This window comes from Streptomyces sp. Je 1-79 (assembly GCF_025195125.1).
Lineage (GTDB): Bacteria > Actinomycetota > Actinomycetes > Streptomycetales > Streptomycetaceae > Streptomyces.
The window spans coordinates 44,094-64,876 of record NZ_JAMGSL010000021.1 but is presented as its reverse complement, the minus strand read 5'-3'; the positions used below and the strand labels follow the sequence as shown (position 1 = coordinate 64,876).

Genomic DNA, 20,783 nt, shown 5'->3' with positions numbered 1-20,783 from the left:
ACGGCTCTCCATTCGCCGTCGGTTCCGCCGCCGCGGTGTACCCGCAGGTCTGCTCCGCCCCGTCCGGGCTCCGAAACTCCACGCCGATGCGAGAACGGTCTATGTACGCAAACAATTCTGTCGTTGATGTCATCCGCCGCAATGTCTCCGAGCGCGGCACCGCCGTAAGCTACGAATTCCTCGCCGACGTCGGCGGTGTCGACAGCAAGCTCAGCATGATCGAGATCGACAGGCGTGCGCGGGCGATAGCCGTCTCCCTTCAGGAGCGGGCGAAGCCGGGTGCGCGGGTCATGCTGCTCTATCCACCCGGTGAGCACTTCGTCGTGGGTTTCGTGGCCACGCTCTACGCCGGCATGGTCGCCGTCCCCGTCTATCCGCCGGACCCCATGCGGATCGCCCGTACGCTGCCCCGGCTGCGCGCGGTGGTCCACAGCTCCCGCGCCGAGATCGTCCTCTCGGACAGCCTGGTGCAGGCCTTCACCCACGAACTGTTCGAGCAGCAGGCACCCGAGGTGGCCCGGCTGCCCTGGGTGGTCACCGAGGAGGCGATGCTGGAGGGCGCCGAGGAGTGGCGGCGGCCGGCCCTCACCTCCGACTCGGTCGCCCTGCTCCAGTACACGTCCGGCTCCACCGGCACGCCGCGCGGTGTCGTGGTGACGCACGGGAACCTGCTGTCCAACGGCTCCGCGATCGCGGGCGGTTTCGGCCTCGCCGACGGCGACATCGTCGCCTCGTGGCTGCCCTTCTACCACGACATGGGACTCCTGGGCGGCGTCCTGCAGCCGATGCTCTCCGGCCTGTCCAACGTGCTGATGTCCCCGCTGGAGTTCATGCGGCGGCCCATGCGCTGGCTGGAGGCCATCGCCTCCCGCGGAGCCACCGTCAGCGGCGGCCCGAACTTCGCCTTCGACCTCTGCGTCAACAAGAGCACCCCCGCCGAGCGGGAGAACCTCGACCTGTCCTCCTGGCGGGTCGCCTTCTGCGGCGCCGAGCCGGTCCGCAACCGCACGATGGACCGCTTCGCCGACGCGTTCGCCGTCAGCGGCTTCGACAGGTCCGCGCTGCTGCCCTGCTACGGACTGGCCGAAGCCACCCTGTTCGTGGCGGGAAGCGGCCGCGGCAACGGTGCGCACAGCACCCGGATCGACCGCGCGGCCCTGGAGCAGGGCCGCGCCGAGCCGCGCGCGGACGGGGATCACCTGATCTCCTCCGGCCAGGTGGCGGAGAGGCACGAACTCGCCGTCGTCGACCCGGGATCCGGCGAGCGCGTCGCTCCCGGCGCGGTGGGCGAGCTGTGGGTGCGCGGCGCCTCCGTCGCCTCCGGCTACTGGGAGGACGAGGCCGCGACCGAGGCCTCCTTCGGCGCCCGCCTCGCGGACGACCCGCAGCCCTACCTGCGCACCGGCGACCTCGGTTTCGTCCTGGACGACCAGGTCTACGTCACCGGCCGCCTGAAGGAGATGATGGTCGTACGCGGCCGCAACCTCTACGCGCACGACCTGGAGGAGACCGCCGTCGCGGCGTCCACCTGGGCCCGCCCCGGCTGTGGCGCGGCGTTCTCGGTCGAGACCGGGAACGGCGAGGAGTGCGTGGTCCTGCACGAGGTCGCGGCGGGGACCCCCGAGGAGGAACTCCCCCGGATCGCCGACGCGATCGCCGCGGCCGTCCAGCACGAGCACGGCATCGCCCTGCTCGACGTGGTCCTGCTCGGCGCCCGCAGCATGGCGAAGACCTCCAGCGGAAAGATCCAGCGCCTGGCCGGCCGGACGGCGTACACCGCCGGTCAGGTCGAGGGCGAGCTGTACCGCCGTTCCACCTCCGCCCCGGCCCGCGGCGAGCAGCGGCAGCTCACGTTCCCGCCGCGCGCCGAGCTGGCGGAGCTCTCCCCCGAGCAGCGCGTCGACGCGATCGAGCGCGCGCTGAGCCTGTTCGGCCGCGGTGAGGGCGACGCGCCCGCCACCATGGTCGCCGAGCTCGACCTCGACTCGCTGGCCGCGGTCGACCTCGCCTTCCGGATCGAGGAGCTGCTCGGTGTCGTCACCGACCCGAGCCTGCTGCTCCAGCCGACGAGCCTGCGCGAGGTGGCCGTCGCCGTCGAGGAGCGGATGCGCACCGCCCCCGAGGCGCCGGCGCGGCAGGAGACCGGACGGCGCGGCGGTGCCGTACCGCTGTCGGCCGGCCAGCAGTCGCTGCTCTTCATGCGGGAGCTCGAAGGCCCGGACTGCCGGCAGAACGTCTCGGTGGCCGTCCGGCTGCCCGAGCCGGTCGACGCCGACGTGCTGTCCGCGGCCGTACGCCACATCGGCACCCGCCACCCCATCCTGACCTCCCGCTTCGGCGTCGACGGCAGCCGGCGCACCCAACTGATCGACCCCGGCGTCCCGTTCGAGCTGGGCGTCGTCGACCTGAAGGGCGAGACGGAGCCGGAACTCCGGGCCCGCGTCGACGCGTGCGCCCTCGCCCCCTTCGACATCGAGCACGGCGACGTCGCCCGCGCCCGGCTGTTCACCGGCTGCGGCGCGCCGGTCCTGGTCCTCGCGCAGCACCACGCCATCACGGACTTCTGGTCGGTGGTGACCCTGCTCGACGAGCTGACCACCGTCTACGGCGACCTGCTGCACGAGCGCACCCCCGAGCTCCCGGCGGCCGTCGGCTACGAGGAGTTCGTGCGCTGGCAGCAGGACTACGAGCGCTCCCCGCAGTGGCAGGCCGACGAGCGCTACTGGCTCGACCTCCTGTCCGGCGACGTCCAGGCGCCGACGCTGCCCGCCCGGGAGCGTCCGGAGCCGGACAAGGGCATCGCGAGCCACCGGGTGACGGTGGACGCCGAGCTTCTCGCCGAGCTGGAGCGGGTCGCAGGTGACAGCGGCACCACGGTCTTCTCCGTGCTGATGGCGGCCTTCGAGGTCCTCGTCGCGGCCCACAGCGGTGCCCGTGACTTCGTCGTCGGCGCGACCACCGCCGGCCGCCCCCAGGCGCGCTTCCGCAACACCCTCGGCTACTTCGTCAACACCATTCCGGTACGCGCCGAGCCCGGCGCCCACCCGAGCGTCACCGAGCTGATCCGCAGCACCGGCCGGCAGCTGCGCCAGTCGCTGGGCCACCAGCACTTCCCGGTCAGCCGGCTCGTCGAGCTGCTGCGCGCCCGGGGCAACACCTCGGCCGCCATCAACACGGCCGTCGTCTACGAGCGGCCGCACAACGCGATCGCCGACGACGTCACCTCGGTGCTCTTCGGCGCGGGCAGCGACAGCGCGGTCCTCGGAGACCTCACGCTGGAGCAGTTCCCGGCCGGCGAGCTGGCCACCCAGTTCGACATCACCCTGCACGCCGTCCCGGCCGACGGCGGCCTGCTCGCGCACATGCTGGTCCGCGCGGACCGCTTCGACGAGGCCCTCGCCGGGCAGCTGGGGCAGCAGTTCCTGGAGCTGCTCGAGCAGATGGTCGTACAGGGCGACTCCCCGGTCTCCGCGCTGCGGCTGGCCGGTGCGACCGAGTCGCTCGCACGGGCCGACGTGCCGGCCCGCGCCCTGCCGGGTGTCACCTCCGTCCACGAGCTGTTCGAGGCGACGGCCGACCGCACCCCCGACGCGACCGCCCTCGTGGCCGGCGCGGTGGAGCTGACGTACGCCCAGGTGGAGCGTGCGGCGAACCGCCTCGCGCACCGGCTGCGGCAGGACGGCCTCGGCCCCGAGGACACCGTCGGCCTCTGCCTGGAGCGCTCCCCCGAGCTGATCGTCGCGATGCTCGCGGTCATGAAGTCCGGCGCCGCGTTCGTGCCCCTGGACCCGACGCTGCCGCAGACCCGGCTCGCCGACATGGTCGGCGACGCGCGGTGCGCGCGGATCCTGTGCCACGCCGCGACCGCGGACCTCGCGGGCTCCCTGGGGGCCGCGACCCGCGTCGACGAGGAGTCCGGAGCGGACCTTCCCGAGGACCGCCCCGCGCTCGCCGTCACCGGCGACAACCTGGCGTACGTCATCTTCACCTCGGGCTCGACCGGCCGCCCCAAGGGCGTGCAGATCGAGCACCGTTCGCTGGTGAGCTACCTGCTGTCCTTCCTCGACGCCTTCGACGTCGCGGAGGGCGACCGGGTGCTGCAGTTCGCGCCGCTCACCTTCGACCCCTGCCTGGAGGAGATCTTCTCCGCCTGGACCCGGGGCGCGACGCTGGTGCAGCGCGACGAGTCGGTGCTGGGCTCGCCCGAGCGGTTCTGGGCCTGGTGCGAGGAGCAGCGGCTCACCCTGGTCGACATCCCGACGGCCTTCTTCCACGTGCTGGTCACCGCCCTGGAGGCCGGTGCGCAGGTGCCGCCGGCGCTGCGCTCGATCCTGATCGGCGGCGAGGCCGCGCACCCCGACAAGCTCGCGCAGTGGTTCGCGGCCGACCGCGGCCACGTCGAGCTGTACAACCGCTGGGGCACCACCGAGACCACGGTGTGCTCGACCGTCGCCCACCTCGGTCCCGAGTCGGGTCAGGTCGCCCGCGCCCGTGACGTCTCCATCGGCGCCGACATGACCGACGCGGTGATCCACGTCCTCGACGCCGAGCTGCGGCCCGTCGCCGACGGCGTCGTGGGAGAGGCGTACATCGGCGGTGTCGGTGTCGGACGCGGCTACGCGTCGGCCCCGCGCAAGACCGCCGAGCGGTTCGTCCCCGACCCGTTCGCGACCGAGCCGGGCCGGCGGCTGTACGCCACCGGCGACCTGGTGCGCCGGTCTGCCGACGGCGAGCTGCGCTACGTCGGCCGCGCCGACCAGCAGGTGAAGGTGCGCGGCTACCGCATCGAGCTCGGCGAGGTCGACGTGGCGCTGCGGCGTCACCCCGAGGTCGCCGAGGCGGCCGTGGTCGCCTCACGCGGTACGGGCGAGACGGAGCTGATCGCCGCCGTCACCGGCGAAGGCGTCGGCACCGACGGTCTGCGGGACTGGCTCAACCGTGAACTGCCGAGCTACATGGTCCCGAGCCGGCTCCTCGTCCTCGACTCGATCCCGCTCACCTCCAACGGCAAGGTGGACGCGCACGCGCTCCGCGAACTCGCCCTGGAGGTCTCCCGTTCGGCCGGCGCGGCCGACATGTCGCCGCTGGAGAGCAGGCTCGCGGCCCTCTGGTGCGAGGTGCTCGAAGTCGCCGGGGTCGGTCCCGACGAGGACTTCTTCGCGCTCGGCGGGCACTCGCTGCGCGCCGCGGACCTCAACACCCGGGTGCGCCGGGAGTTCTCCGTACAGCCTCCGCTGCGGATGTTCTTCGAGTCCGTCACCGTCCGCGCCCAGGCGGCGCGGATCGCCGAACTCGCCGCCACCGCACCGGCCGACGTCGAGGCGCCCGCCCTGCCCGCCGCGGCAGAGCCCACCCTGTCGCTGGGCCAGCGCCGGCTGTGGTTCCTGGAGAAGTTCGCCCCCGGCTCCGCCGCCTACGTCGTGCCGGGTGTCCTGCGGCTGTACGGGGAGCTCGACCGGGACGTCCTGCGCGGCGCGCTCGACGCGATCGTCGAGCGCCACCCCGCCCTGCGCACCGGCTTCAAGGACGAGGGCGGCCGGCCCGTGCCCTTCGTGCACACCGGCCTGGCCTGCCCCTTCGAGGTGCTCGACCGGACCGCGGTCACGCCCGCACGGCGCGAGGCGGAACTGGCCGCGCTCGTCGACGGCCACGCCCGGCGGCTCTTCGAGCTGGACACGCCGCCGCTGATGCGCGCCGCCCTGGTGGAGTTCGGGCCCGACGAGCACGCCCTGCTCCTGGCCTTCCACCACATCGTCTCCGACGGCCGCTCCATGGAGATCATCGCCGGTGAGCTGGCCGGGCTGTACGCCCAAGGCTCCGGCGCCACGGACGGCGAACCGCCCGCGGTCGTCCACGAGTACGCCCGGTGGGCGGTCGACGAGAGCGCCCGGCTGGAGTCGGCCGAGGGCCGGCGCGGACTGGAGTTCTGGACCGAGCACCTCGGTGGCGCGCCCCTCGCCCTCGACCTGCCCTTCGACCGGCCGCGGCCGGCCGTGCAGACCTTCGACGGCGCGCGGGTGCCGCTGACGCTGAGCCAGGCCGACTCGGACCTGCTGCGCTCCCTCGCCCGGGACCAGCGGGCGACCGTCTTCATGACGCTCGCCGCGTGCATGTCCTCGACCCTCTCCCGGCTGACCGGCCAGGAGCGCGTGGTCATCGGTGTGCCCGACGCCAACCGTCCGGACGACGGCGCGTACGACGACGTCGTCGGCTTCTTCGTGAACACCGTCCCGCTCTGCTTCCGGGCGCCGGGCGGAGCCACCGGCCGCGACCTCGTCGACCGCGCCCGTGCCACCACCCTCGAGGCGATGCCGCACAAGTGGGTCCCGTTCTCCACGATCGTGGAGGCGAGCGGCCAGGACCGCGACCCCAGCCGCAGCCCGCTCTTCCAGGCGATCCTCGACGTCCGCAGCGGCGCGCTGCCCTCGCCGGCCCTGCCCGGCCTGCGGGTCGAGACCGCCCCGCTGTACACCGGTACCGCCAAGACCGACCTGACCTTCGAGATCACCGACGACGGCGGTCCGCTGACGGGCTGGCTGGAGTTCAACTCGGACCTGTTCCGGCCCGAGACGGCGCAGCTCATCGCCCGCCTCTTCGGCGAGACGGCCCGCGCCATGGCGCAGCGGCCCGACGAGCGCGTCGAGACCCCCTCGGCCGCGGCCGCACTCGACCGCTGGCCGTCCGGGGCGGACGACGAGCGGCAGCCCGACACCTTCTGGGCGCAGTTCGAGCGGATCGCCGACAGCCGCGCCGACGCGATCGCGCTGGAGGGCGCGGACAGCGCGCTGACCTACGGCGAGCTGCGCACGCGGGTGGACCAGGTCGCCCGGGTGATCGCGGAGCGGTTCGCCGTGCGTCCCGGGGACGTCGTCGCCGTGGCGGTCGAGCCGTCCGTCGAGGCGGTCGTCGCCGTACTGGCGGCGCAGCGCTGCGGAGCGGCGTACCTGCCGATCGACCCCGCCTACCCGGCCGAGCGCAAGGAGTTCATGCTGGCCGACTCGGGGGCGCGCGGTCTGGTGACCCGCGACCTTGTCGAGGAGGCGCTGCGCGAGGCCCCGACCGGGGCGGTGGCGCTCCCGCAGGCCGACCCCGACGCGGCCGCCTACCTGCTGTACACCTCGGGCTCCACAGGCCGCCCCAAGGGCGTGCTGGTCTCCCACCGCGCGCTCGCCAACCTCACGGCGAACCAGGCGCGTGTCTTCGGGATCGACGCCGCGTCGCGCATGCTCCAGTTCGCGAGCCTGAGCTTCGACGCGTCCGTCTGGGAGATCTTCTCCACGCTCGCCGCGGGCGGCACCCTGTGTGTCGTCGGCCGTGAGCACGCCCTGGTCGGCGAGGCGCTGGCCGATGTCCTCGCCGAGCGCGCCATCTCCGTCTGCCTGCTGCCGCCGTCGGTGATCGCGTCCCTGCCCGCCCGCGAACTGCCGCTGCTCACGACCCTGGTGTCGGGCGGTGAGGCCTGCCGTGCCGAGCTGGTCGAGCAGTGGCAGCCGGGCCGGCGCTTCGTCAACGCGTACGGCCCCACCGAGTGCACCGTCGTCATCACGGCCGCCGCGTGCGAGCCGGGGCGGCCCGCCTCGCTGGGCGCGGTGCTGCCCGGCGGAACGGCGTACGTCCTGGACGCGGACCGGCGGCCGGTGGTCGCCGGAGCGGTCGGCGAGCTGTACGTCGGCGGCGCGGGCCTGGCCCTCGGCTACCACGACCGGCCCGAGCTGACCGCCGCCCACTTCCTGCCCGACCCGTTCGCCGCCGGCCCCGACGCCCGGATGTACCGCACCGGCGACCTCGTCCGGCTGCGGGCCGACGGGACCCTGGACTACTGCGGCCGTCGCGACAGCCAGATCAAGCTGCGCGGCTACCGGATCGAGCCCGCCGAGATCGAGTCGGTGCTGCTGGCCCTGGCCGGTGTGACGCAGGCCGTGGTCAGGGGCGTCGACGGGGTCCTGGTGGCCCATGTCGAGACGGCCGACCCGGAGCTGACCCCGCAGACGCTGGGGAGGCTGTGCGCGGCCGAGCTGCCGCCGCACATGGTCCCGGCCGCTTTCGTGGTCCGCGGTGAACTGCCGCGGCTGCCCGGCGGCAAGATCGACGCGAACCGCCTCGGGCGCCCGCGCCGCGCCGACTTCGCGCACGCCGACTTCGCCGAACCGCAGACGGAGACCGAGCGGATCGTCGCCCGTGTCTGGGCGCAGGTCCTGGACGTCGACATGGTCGGCGCCGGCGATGACTTCTTCACCGTCGGCGGCCACTCCCTGCTCGCGACCGTGATCACCTCGCAGGTGAGCGAGGAGCTCGGCCGTACGGTCCCGCTGCGGGCCCTGTTCGAGGCGCCCGTGCTCCGGGAGTACGCCGCGCTCTGCGACGCCGCGGCCGTCCGGGACACCTCCGGCGGGATCGCGTCCCACACCGCCGACGGGGGCGACGCCCCGCTGTCGGTGATGCAGGAGCGGCTCTGGCTCCTGGAGGAGATCGAGAACGGCTCCGTCCAGAACGCCCACACCGGGCGCTACCACCTGGCCGGCGCGATCCGGCTGACCGGTGAGCTCGACGAGGCCGCCCTCCAGCGGGCCGTCACCCGCCTGGTGGACCGGCACACCACGCTGCGCACGGTCGTCTCCCACGACGACGGCGTCCTGACGCAGGCCGTCCTGGACAGCGCCGACGTCACGATCTCGCGCACCGAGCTGACCGGCGTGAGCGCCGAGGAGCGCGCGGCCGAGGCCCTCGCCCTCGTGGAGCGCGAGGCGGCGGAACCGATGGACCTGTCCACCGGTCCGCTGCTGCGGGTCCGGCTGCTCCAGCTCGGACACGACGACGCGGTGCTGGTCCTGACCCTGCACCACATCGTCGGCGACGGCTGGTCGATGGAGATCCTCAAGCGGGACCTGACGCACTACTACGCCGAGGAGACCGGCCACGCGCCGAACTCCCCGCTGCCCCCGCTCCAGGTCACCTACGAGCAGTTCTCCCGCTGGCAGCGCCACCAGCTCGACAACGGCGGACTCGACGCCTCCGTCGCGTACTGGTGCGAGCAGCTCGACGCGCTGCCCTCGCTGAACCTGCCGAGCTCGCGCGGCGGCTCGGATGCCCCGGCCGCCCAGGGCCACCGGGTGCGGGCGAGCGTCACACCGGAGCTGCGCGAGGCGATGGAGCGGCTCGCCGCCGAGTCCGGGGCGACCCTGTTCATGGTGCTCGCGGCGACCCTCCAGCTCACCCTCGGACGCCTCGCCGGCCAGCGCGACTTCGCGATCGGCGTGCCCATCGCGGGCCGCCGCCACCGCGAGGTGGAGGACCTCATCGGCTTCTTCATCAACTCGCTGGTGCTGCGCGCCGACCTGTCGGGCGACCCGACCTTCGCCGAGCTCCTGGAGCGGGTCCGCACCACCACCCTCGACGCGTACGAGCACCAGGACGTCCCGTTCGAGACGCTGGTCGGCAAGCTCGCCCCCGAGCGCGACCTGTCCACCACCCCGCTGTTCCAGGTCTACCTGAACCTGCTCAACATCCCGCCGCACGAGGCCGAGCTGCCGGGCCTCACGGTCGACACCTTCGCCGTCCCGGACCTGGGCGCGAAGTTCGACCTGACCTTCTACGTCGACCCGGCGCAGGCGGGGCTGACGCTCGACCTGATGTACTCCGCCGACCGCTTCGACGAGGCGACGACGAACGAGCTGCTCGCCCAGTGGGTCAGGGTCATCGAGCAGGCGGTCGCCCACAGCGGCAGCCCGATCGACTCGCTGCGGCTCGACACGCCGCTGGCGCGCCGCGAGCTGCCCGACCCGGCCGCGCCGCTGGACACGACCTGGTACGGGTCGGTGGTCGAGCAGTTCGACCGGCGGGCCGCCCGTGAACCGCAGCGGATCGCGATCACCGAGCCGGGCCAGGAGCTGACCTACGGCGACCTGGCCTGGGCGACGGCCGCGATGTCGGGGCTGCTGACCCAGCAGGGCGTCGCCAAGGGCGATGTCGTCGCCATCTACGGCGAGCGCAGCGCCTCGCTGGTCTGGGCGATCCTCTCCGTGCTGCGCAGCGGTGCCTCGTTCGCCATCCTCGACCCGAGCTATCCGGCGGACCGCATCGCCGACTGCCTCGCGGTGGCCCGCCCGAGCGCCTTCCTCCAGCTGGAGGGCGCCGGAGCCGTGCCGCTCGCGGTGGACACCGCGCTCCAGGGGTTCTCCCTGCACTGCCGCTTCGAGCTGCCGTCCCGGCTGGAGGACGCCCGGCACCTGGTGCCGCAGGGGGCGGAGCCGGCCAAGGCGGTCCAGGTCGGGCCGCAGGACTGCGCGTACATCGCGTTCACCTCGGGTTCCACCGGCAAGCCGAAGGGCATCCGGGGCGCGCACGGCTCCCTGACCCACTTCGTGCCCTGGATGGTGGAGACCTTCGGGCTGCGCGAGACCGACCGCTACAGCCTGCTCTCCGGCATCAGCCACGACCCGCTGCACCGCGAGGTGTTCACACCGCTGGTCACCGGCGCCACGATCTGCGTGCCCGACCGGCTCGACATCGAGACCCCCGGCCGGCTGGCGCAGTGGTTCCGTACCGCGCAGGTCTCGGTCAGCCACATGACGCCTCCGATGGCGCGCCTCTTCGACCAGCTGTCGGTCGCTCCGGGCACGCTGCCGCTGCTGGAGCGGGTCTTCTTCCTCGGCGACACGCTGACCAGCCGTGACGTGCGGGCCATCACCCGCATGGCGGGCTCGGCGACCTGCGTCAACCTCTACGGCTCCACCGAGACGCAGCGCGCGGTCGGCTACTACGTGGTGCCCGCGGCCCACGGCGTCGCCGACACCGACCCGGGTGTCACCTACCCGCTCGGCCGCGGCATGAAGGACGTACAGCTGCTGGTGCTCGACGCGGCCGGGCAGCAGGCCGGGGTCGGCGAGCCGGGGGAGATCGTCATCCGCTCCCCGCACATCTCGCTGGGGTACGCCCACGACGAGGCGCTCACCGCCGCCAAGTTCGTGCGCAGCCCGTTCGGCTCCACCGAGGGCGACCGGATGTACCGCACCGGAGACCTCGGCCGCTATCTCCCCGACGGCTCCGTCACCCCCCTCGGCCGCGCCGACAACCAGGTCAAGATCCGTGGCTACCGCGTCGAGACGGACGAGGTGCAGCACGTGATCTGCGCCGCGCCCGACGTCCAGGACGCCCTGGTCATGGCGCGGGCGGACGCGAGCGGCGAGAACGCGCTGGTCGCGTACGTGGTGTCGCGGCCCGGCACCAAGGCGGTCGCCAACGAGGTGAAGGCCTTCGTCCGCAAGGCGCTGCCGGACTACATGGTCCCGGCCTTCGTCGTCGCGCTGGACGCCTTCCCGCTGACCCCGAACCGCAAGATCGACCGGGCGGCGCTCCCCGAGCCCTCGTCGGTGACCGGCGGCCACGAGGACGGACCGCGCTCGCCGCTGACCCCCACCGAGGAACTGGTGGCCGGCCTGTGGCAGGACGTGCTCGGCGCACCGGAGGTCGGTCCCGAGGGCAACTTCTTCAACCTCGGCGGCCACTCCCTGATGGCGACCCAGGTCGTCTCACGGATCCGCAAGGTGTTCGGCTGCGAGATCGCGCTGCGCACGCTGTTCGAGAAGCAGACCGTGCGGGAACTCGCCGCGTACATCGACGGCGTCGCCGGCGGCGGAAACGTCTCCCAGCCGGTCGTCCCGCTGCCCCGCACCGGCCCGCTGCCCGCCTCCTACGGCCAGGAACGCCTCTGGTTCCTCGACCAGCTGGAGGGCGACACCGGCGCCTACAACAGCGCCACGGTCGTGCGCATGCGCGGCCCGCTGGACACCGAGGCCCTCTCCGCGACCCTGGACGAGCTGGTCGCCCGGCACGAGGTGCTGCGCACCCGCCTGGTCATGGACCACGGCCGGGTGAGCCAGATCGTCGAGCCGGCCGACGAGGTCACCATGCCGCTCACGCTCGTCGACCTGAGCGGCGAGCCGGCCGAGACCGCCGAGCAGCGCTGGCCGCAGCTCGTCGAGGAGGCCGCGCGGCACCGCTTCGACCTGGCCGCGGCCCCGCTGGAGCAGGCGACCCTGATCCGGCTCTCCGCCGAGGACCACGTCTTCGTCCTCACCGTGCACCACGTCGTCGCCGACGGCTGGGGCCTGCAGATCGTGGTCCGCGACTTCGCGGCCCTCTACCAGGCACGCAGCAAGGGCGCGGCCTCCCCGCTGCCCGAGCTCGAGGTGCAGTACGCGGACTGGTCGAGCTGGCAGCGCGACCGCGTCGAAGGCGGCGACCACCAGGCGCAGCTCGACTTCTGGTGCGAGACGCTGGCCGAACCGGCGCCGCTGCTGGAGTTCCCCGGGCAGCGGCCGAGGCCCGCGGCGATGACCAACCGGGGCCTGACGGTCCGCCGGGTCATCGACGCCGACCTGGTGAGCGGGGTCCGGCACGTGGGCCGCGAGCACAACGCGACCCTGTTCATGACCCTGCTGGCGGCGTTCAACACCCAGCTGCACCGCTACAGCGGCGCCGCGGACATCGCCGTCGCCACCCCGGTGTCCACCCGCTCGGTCGAGATCGAGGACGTCGTCGGGTTCTTCGTGAACACGATCGTCTTCCGCAACAGTCTCTCCGCGGAGGAGACCTTCACCGAGCTGCTCGAACGCGTCCGGTCCACGACGCTGGCGGCCTACGCCAACCAGGACGTCCCCTTCGACCGCGTCGTCGACGTGCTCCAGCCCAACCGGGACATGAGCATGAGCCCGCTGTTCCAGGTCATGTTCACCCTGCACAACGCGCCCTACTCGGAGATCGACCTCGGCGACCTCAGGCTGGAGCGGCTGCACGCGCCGACCGGCACCGCCAAGTTCGACCTCAGCCTGGACCTGGCCGAGGAGAAGGACGGTCTGCACGCGACGCTGGAGCTCAACGCCGACCTCTTCGACACGGCGGCCGGCGAGCAGCTCCTGGACCACTTCGAGGCCCTGCTCGGCAGCATCGCCGCCGCCCCGCAGCGGTCCGTGGCCGACCTGGAACTGCGCTCGGTCACCGAGGCCGCGTCCCAGGACGCCCTGAGCGCCGGTCCCGAGGCCTTCACACCGAGGACCACGGCCGAGGCGCTGGAGCACTGGGCCCGGCAGACCCCGGACGCCCCCGCCGTCGTGGACGGCGCCACCGTCTGGACCTACCGCGAACTGCGGGACCGGGTGGCGGCGCTCGCCGAACGGATCTCCACGGCGGCCACCGGCCCCGAACCGGCCGTGGTGGTGTGCGCCGGGCGCTCGGCCCGGCACATCGCCGCCGCCCTCGCCTGCGGCGCGGCCGGCGCGACGTACGTGCCGGTCAGCCCGGCCGTCCCGGACCGGCGGATCGCCACCATGCTGGAGCGTCTCGGCGAGGTCGTCGCCGTCACCGACGACGAGCAGGCGGCCCGCATCGCCGCCCTGCTCGGCGAGGCCCGCGGCACCCACCTGGTGCTGGACGACTCCGTCTCGGCCGGCCGCCCGCTCGACGCGGACGAGACGCACCCGGCGCGGCGCGCCTACGTCATCTTCACCTCCGGTACGACCGGTGAGCCGAAGGGCGTGGAGATCGAACAGGCCGGTCTGCTCAACCACCTGGAGCTGATGGCGCACGACCTGGAGCTGTCCTCGGGCGACGTCGTCGCGCAGACCGCCTCGCAGTCGTTCGACATCTCCGTCTGGCAGATGCTCGTCGCGGTGATGCGCGGCGCGACCACCGTGGTCAGCGACGACGACACCAGCCGCGACGCCGGGGCGCTGCTCGCCCTCGTCAAGGAGCGCGGCGTCACCGTGCTCCAGCTGGTGCCCGGCATGATCAGGGCGCTCCTGGAGCACGCGGGCCGGGAGGGAGCCGACGAGGGCGGCCTCGCGAGCCTGCGCTTCCTGATCGCCACCGGCGAGGCGCTGCCGCCGGACCTCGCCGCCGACTGGCTGCGCCGGTTCCCCGGGATCCCGATGGTCAACGCCTACGGTCCCGCGGAGTGCTCGGACGACACCCACATCGCGGTGCTGTCCACCCCGCCGCCGACCGACCGCGCGGTCCCGCTCGGCAGCCCCGTCGCCGGCGTGACCTCGTACGTCCTCGACGCGCAGGGACGGCGCCTGCCGTTCGGTCTGCCGGGCGAACTCGCCATCGGCGGCCCGGTGGTGGGACGCGGCTACCTCGGTGACCCGAGGGCCACCGCGGACCGGTTCGTCCCCGACCCGTACTCGGACGTTCCCGGTGCCCGGCTGTACCGCACCGGCGACCGGGTGAGGCTGCACGCCGACGGCCGGCTGGAGTTCCTCGGCCGGCTCGACGACCAGCTCAAGATCCGCGGCTTCCGCATCGAGGCGGGCGAGGTCGAGACGGCCCTGTGCGAGCTGCCGGCCGTGCGGGAGGCGGCGGTCGTCCTGCGGGACTGCGACGGCGAGCCGACGCTGGTCGCCTGCGTCGTCGGCACCGAACGCGACCCGGCCGTCCTGGCCGCCGCGCTCGGCACCCGCCTGCCGCGCTACATGGTCCCCACCGGCTACGTCTTCGCCGACCGGCTGCCGCGCACCCCCAACGGCAAGGTCGACCGGAACGCGCTCCAGCGGGGCGAGGTGACCGTCGAGCGGGTCCGCCGGCGCTTCGAGGAGCTGTCCGGTCCGACCGAGCGGCTCGTGGCCTCGGTCTTCGAGGAGCTGCTCGCCACCCCGACGGTCGGCGCGCTGGACGACTTCTTCACCCTGGGCGGCCACTCGCTGCTCGCCACCCGTCTGGTGGCCGAACTGGCCGCACAGACGGACATCGAACTGCCGCTGCGCACCGTCTTCGAGCAGCCCACCGTGCGCGGAGTCGCACAGGCCCTGGAGGAACTCCAGCTGGCCGGGCTGAGCGAGGCCGAGCTCCTCGAACTCGAGGTGCTGCTCGACGGCGTGACCGACGACCAGGCACGCGAACTCCTCGCGGCCGGCGAGGAGAGGGACGCATGATCCGGGAAGCCGCCACCGAGCGGGAGACGTCTCAGGGCCTGTCCGCGGCCAAGCGGGAGCTGATGGCCTCGCTGCTGCTGGCCCGCGGCAGGCAGCGGGCCGCGGCGCGCACCATCCGCCGCCGCGACCCCGAGCAGCCCTGCCTGCTCTCCCGTGGCCAGGAGCAGCTGTGGGTCGCCGAGTCCCTCGCGGACGGCCGGCCGCTGTACAACGTGCCCTACGGCGTACGGCTGCGCGGTGCGCTCGACGTCACCGCGCTGAAGGCCGCGCTCGACGGGCTCGTCGCCCGCCACTCCGTCCTGCGCACCGTCTACCGGCAGCGGCCGGACGGCGGCCTGGAGCAGGTCGTCCTGCCGGCCGCGCCGGTGGCGCTGCCGGTCGAGGAGGCCGACGGCGAGGAGGCCGCGCTGGCCGCCGCGCAGCGTGAGGCGGCCCGGCCGCTCGACCTGGCGGCCGGCCCCGTGATCCACGGACGGCTGTTCCGGATCGCCGCCGACGACCACCTCCTCGCGCTGGTCGTGCACCACATCGCGACCGACGCCTGGTCGGTGGGCGTCCTCCTGGAGGACCTCGCCGAGCTGTACGACGCGGCCCGCGAGGGCCGTTCGCCCCGGCTGCCCGAGCTCGGCATCGACTACGCCGACGCGGCGGCGCACGAGCGGGCCCAGGAGCCCGAGGACTTCGGCTGGCTGGTCGCGCAGTGGCGCGAGCAGCTGGCCTGGGCCCAGCCGCTCGGGCTCTCGCCGAACGGGGACCGCGGCACGGCCCGCACCGGCAGGCGCATTCGCTGCCAGTGGGACGGGCAGTTCGGCCGCGAGCTCCAGCGCACCGCCGAGGCGCACCGCACGACCGTCTTCAACGTGATGCTCACCGCGTTCGCGGTGCTGCTGAACCGGTACACCGGCACCTCACGGTTCGCCATCGGCACGGTCATGGCCAACCGGAACCGGCAGACCGAGCGCCTGGTCGGCTACTTCGCCAACACCGTCCCCGTGGTCGCCGACCTGTCCGACGGGGCCGGCAGCCTGGGCGACGTCCTGGCCGGGATCACCCGCGAGTCGCTGTGGGCGCGCGAGCACCAGATCCCGTTCGACGTGCTCGTCGACAAGGTCGCGCCGCAGCGCACGCTCGCCGAGAGCCCGCTGTTCGAGGCCATGTTCGTCTTCAACAACGGCCCCGGTCACGAGATGCGGCTGCGGGACCTGTCCCTGACCCCCACCCATCTGCACTCCGGGACGGCCAAGTTCCCCCTGGACCTGTCCTGCGCGGTGACGGACGACGAGGTCATGGTCTCGCTCGAGTTCGACGAGTCGGTGCTGGACGGCGCCGCCGCCGAACGGCTCCTCGGCCACTACCGGCGGCTGCTCACCGGGCTGATCGAGACCCCGGACGTCCATGTCGACAACGCGGACCTGCTCACCCCCGACGAGTGGCGGCTGGTCGTCGACGAGTGGAACCGTACGGGCGAGGAGTATCCCGAACACGCCACCGCCCACGGCCTGTTCGAGCAGTGGGCGGACCTGGAGCCGGACGCCGTCGCCGTGGTCTGCGGCGACGAGGCGGTGAGCTACGCCGAACTCGACGCGCGTGCCAACCGGCTCGCCCGTCTGCTGCTCGCACAGGGCTGCGGCCGCCACGAGCGGGTCGGTGTCTGCCTGGAGCGGGGCATCGACCTGGTCGTCACCCAGCTCGCCATCGCCAAGGCGGGTGCGGGCTACGTCCCGCTCGACCCGGGCTACCCGGCCGAGCGCCTCCAGTGGATGCTGGCGGACTCCGGCGCCCGCCTCGTCGTCACCCGGGACGACCGGCTCGCCGGCGACGGCGTCACCGCCGTCGACCCCGCCTCCGCAGGGACCTTCCCCGCGACCAGGCCCGAGCGCGAGGTCCGCCCGGACGACCTGCTGTACCTGATCTACACCTCGGGCTCGACCGGTCTGCCCAAGGGCGTGCTGCTCGACCACCGGGGCCGCGTCAACAACTTCACCGACTTCAACCGGCGCTTCCTCGTCGGCCCCGGCGACAAGGTCCTCGGTGTCTCGGCACTGGCCTTCGACATGAGCGCGTACGACGTGTTCGGCACGCTCATGGCGGGTGCGACCGTCGTGTTCCCTGCGCCCGAGGACGAGCGTTCCCCGCACCGCTGGATCGAGACGATCGAGCGCGAGTCCGTCACCGTGTGGCACTCGGTACCGGCGCTGTTCGGGCTGCTCGTCGAGGAGTGCGAGATCCGTGGCGGAGAGCGGCTGCCGATCCGGCTGGTCCTGCTCGGCGGCGACTGGATCCCGCTGGCGCTCCCGCAGCGGGCCACCGCGCAGCTGATCCCCTCGGCGCAGCTGGTGAGCATGGGCGGCGCCACCGAGGTCTCCATGGACTCGACGATCCATCTGATCGGGGAGGTGCTGCCGGAGCAGCGCAGCATCCCGTACGGCGCGCCGATGGCCAACCAGACCTCGTACGTCCTCGACGCGTCGCTCTCCCCGCTGCCCGTCGGGGTGCCCGGCGAGCTGTACCTGGGCGGGGTCGGGGTCGGCTGGGGCTACCACAACCGGGCCCGGCTGACCGGCGAGCGCTTCCTGCCCGACCCGTTCAGCCCGGTCCCCGGGGCCCGGATGTACCGCACCGGCGACCGCGCCCGCTGGATGCCGGACGGCGACCTCGAACTGCTCGGCCGCATCGACTTCCAGATCAAGATCAACGGCTACCGGGTCGAGACCGGCGAGATCGAGGCGGCCCTGCGGGAGGTCATCGGCGGCGGCTCCTGCCTGGTCGCGGCCCATGGCCCGCGGGACGGCGCGAAGACGCTGGTGGCCTACCTGGTGGCACCGCCCGGCGGGGAGGTCCCCGACGACGCCGAGCTCAAGCGGCAGCTGTCGGCGAGCCTGCCCCAGCACATGGTGCCCACCGCGTTCGTCCGCATGGACTCCTTCCCGCTCACCCACAACGGCAAGGTCAACCGCCGCGAGCTGCCGGCGCCCACGGCCACCGCCCTGACGGGGCGCGGAGCGGGCACCGACACCGAGCGGGCCCTGGTGACGCTCTGGCGCGAGGCGCTGGGCCGCGACGACGTCCCGGTCGACATCGGGTTCTTCACCCTGGGCGGCAACTCCATCGCCGTCATCCGCATGGTGAGCGCCGCCCGCCGCGCGGGGATCGAGATGACCCCGCGCATGGTGTTCGCCCACCAGACGATCGAGGCCCTCGCGAAGGCGGTCGACGAGCGCGAGGCCTCCGCCCCCAACGCCCCGGCGAGCCGGACCCGGTCCGACGAGCCCGCGGTGACGCCCGGCCAGCACCACATGCTCGACGTGCTGGAGTCCTCCCCGGTGCCCGGGCTGTACCAGATGCAGTCCACGACGGAGCTGCCCTTCGAGATCGACCCCGACCTCTTCCGGGTCGCCTGGCACCGGCTCACCGCCCGCCACCCCGCCCTGCGCACCGGCTTCCGGCGCGACGGCGACGGCGCCTGGACCCCGGTGGTCGCCGACCGGCTCGACCCGGCGATCGAGGTGCTGGACTGGAGCGGCCACGAGCCGGACGCCGTCGCCGACGAGCTGATCGCCCTCCTGGAGGCCGAACGCGTCACGCCCTTCGACGTGTCCGAGCCGCCGCTGTGGCGGGTGTGGCTGGTGCGCGGCCCCTCCACCTGGTGGCTCGGCCAGATCCAGAGCTATCTGCTGGCCGACGGCTGGTCGAACCTGGTGCTGCTCGACGAACTCCTCGCGCTCTACCTCGCGGCCCTCGAAGGCCGCGAGGCCGACCTCCCGCCGGTCCCCGAACTCGGCGCCGCCGAGGACACCGACCCCGAGGCGGACCGCGCCTTCTGGCAGAGCCGGCTCGCCGGGGCGCTGCCGTCGCGGCTCGCCGCGGAGCCCGGCCGGCTGGGCCCGTCCCGCTTCACCCGGGTGTCGGACCGGCTGGACCCGGCCGTCGCCGACGCGCTGCGCGAGCGGGCCGCCGGCCACGGGCACACCTTCTCGACCCTGGCCTGCGCGGGCTGGGCGCTGCTGGCCGCCTCGCGCCTGGAGCGCGCCGACGTCACCGTCGGCGTGGTCTCGGCCGGCCGCGACCGGGCCGTCGACGGTCTGGAACGGGCGGTCGGCCTGTTCATCGCCGCCCTGCCGGTCCGGGTCGAGGTCGACCGGGACGAGACCCTGACCGCCCTGTTCGACCGCTTCCAGCTGGCCCGCGTCGAGGACGCCGAGCACACCTCGGTGCCCACCGGCGCACTCCAGCGGATGGGCGCCGACGAAGGACCGCTCTTCGACTCGGTGGTCGTCGTCGCCAACTACCCGGTCTCCTCGGCCCTGCGCGCCCAGCAGTCCGCGAGCGTGCAGCGGGGCGCCGAGAGCGACGGCACCCGCAACCAGACCGAGTACGCCCTCCGCCTGGACGTCACCGACGACGCCGAACCCCGTATCGCCCTGTCGTACTACGGCGACCGCATCGCCGACACCGAAGCCCGGCGGCTCCTCGACGACTACCTCGCGCTGCTCGCCGCCGTCGCCCGTACACCTGCCGCCACCGTCGGCCAGGTGCTCCCGCTCGCCCACCCCTCGATTGGAGACCTCCGATGACGGTTCTGGCAGATCTGACCACCTCTACCCAGGTGTTCGAGACCCGAGAGTCCGCTGTCCGCTCGTACTGCCGGGCGTTCCCCGTCCTCCTCACCTCGGGCCGCGGCACCACTCTGGTCGCCGAGGACGGCACGGAGTACGTCGACTTCTTCTCCGGCGCCGGCGCCCTCAACTACGGCCACAACCACGACCACATCAAGCGCCAGGTCATCGCCCACCTGGAGGGCGACGGGCTGCTGCACGCGCTCGACTTCCACACGGCGGCCAAGCGCGAGTTCCTGGAGCGCTTCGGCCGGGAGATCCTGGAGCCGCGCGGACTGCCGCACCGGGTCCAGTTCTGCGGCAGCACCGGCACCGACGCCGTCGAGGCTGCGCTGAAGCTGGCCCGCAAGCACACCGGCCGGACCCAGGTCATCGCCTTCTCCGGCGCCTACCACGGCGTCAGCCGCGGCAGCCTCGCCGCGACCGCGGACCTGTCGCTGCGCAAGGTGGCCGGCACCCACCTCGGCGACGTCACCCACCTGCCCTTCCCGGTCGGCCCGCGCGGCCCGTTCCCGACCATGGACCTCCTCGAGCAGTTCCTCAGCGACGACCTGTCCGGCGTCGACCTGCCCGCGGCGGTGATCCTCGAAGTCGTCCAGATGGAGGGCGGCGTCTACCGGATCCCCGACGCGGACCTGCGGCACCTGCGCGACATCTGCGACCGGTACGGCATCGTGCTGATCGCCGACGAGATCCAGGCCGGCTGCGGCCGGACCGGCGGCTTCTTCTCCTTCGAGCAGGCCGGGGTCGTCCCCGACCTCATCACCGTCTCGAAGTCCATCGGCGGCATGGGCCTGCCGATGTCGCTGCTGCTCATCCACGAGGGCTTCGACTCGTGGCAGGCCGGTGACCACCCGGGCACCTTCCGCGGCAACCAGCTGGCGTTCGTCGCCGCCTGCGCGGCCCTCGACCTGTGGCAGAGCCCGGCCTTCCTCGACCAGGCCCGCAACGGCGCCGAACTGCTGCGCACCTTCTGGCTGGACCACCCGCTGCCCGGCGTCGAGGTGCGCCCCGAGGGCCACGCGATCGGCATCGACCTGACCCACGCCGGCGGCCGCCGGGCCGCGGACGACGTGGTGGCCTACTGCTTCGAGCGCGGGCTGATCGTCGAGTCGACCGGCCGCGACAAGGCCGTCCTCAAGCTGCTTCCCGCTCTGACCATGGAGCTCGACGTGCTCCGGTACGGCTGCGAGCTGATCCACGAGGCGCTGCGCGTGGCGCTGTCCCGGTGACGCGGCCC

3 protein-coding genes are annotated in these 20,783 nt (G+C 73.4%); all 3 read left to right on the top strand.

Annotated features, from left to right (window positions below; genetic code table 11):
• Positions 1-101 precede the first annotated feature (101 nt).
• The 3 genes from M5362_RS31640 to M5362_RS31630 are packed head-to-tail and all read left to right on the top strand — an operon-like array spanning position 102 to position 20,775.
• Positions 102-14,927 carry a non-ribosomal peptide synthase/polyketide synthase gene (locus M5362_RS31640; RefSeq protein WP_260231315.1) on the top strand — a complete coding sequence of 4,942 codons (14,826 nt, stop codon included), beginning with the start codon at positions 102-104 and terminating at the stop codon, positions 14,925-14,927.
• Entirely contained in the window at positions 14,924-19,501 is a 4,578-nt protein-coding gene (locus M5362_RS31635) for a non-ribosomal peptide synthetase (RefSeq protein ID WP_260231314.1), read from the top strand. Before M5362_RS31640 ends, M5362_RS31635 begins: the two co-directional genes overlap by 4 nt.
• Positions 19,498-20,775 (top strand): diaminobutyrate--2-oxoglutarate transaminase, encoded by a 1,278-nt coding sequence (locus M5362_RS31630; RefSeq protein ID WP_260231313.1) that lies wholly within the window; start codon positions 19,498-19,500, stop codon positions 20,773-20,775. The genes M5362_RS31635 and M5362_RS31630 overlap by 4 nt, the downstream gene beginning before the upstream one ends.
• Positions 20,776-20,783 lie beyond the last annotated feature (8 nt).

What these genes read in the sequence shown, in the direction of transcription:
- M5362_RS31640 (WP_260231315.1), top strand. Translation starts at nt 102, where the DNA reads ATGTACGCAAACAATTCTGTCGTTGATGTCATCCGCCGCAATGTCTCC.
- M5362_RS31635 (WP_260231314.1), top strand. Translation starts at nt 14,924, where the DNA reads ATGATCCGGGAAGCCGCCACCGAGCGGGAGACGTCTCAGGGCCTGTCC.
- M5362_RS31630 (WP_260231313.1), top strand. Translation starts at nt 19,498, where the DNA reads ATGACGGTTCTGGCAGATCTGACCACCTCTACCCAGGTGTTCGAGACC.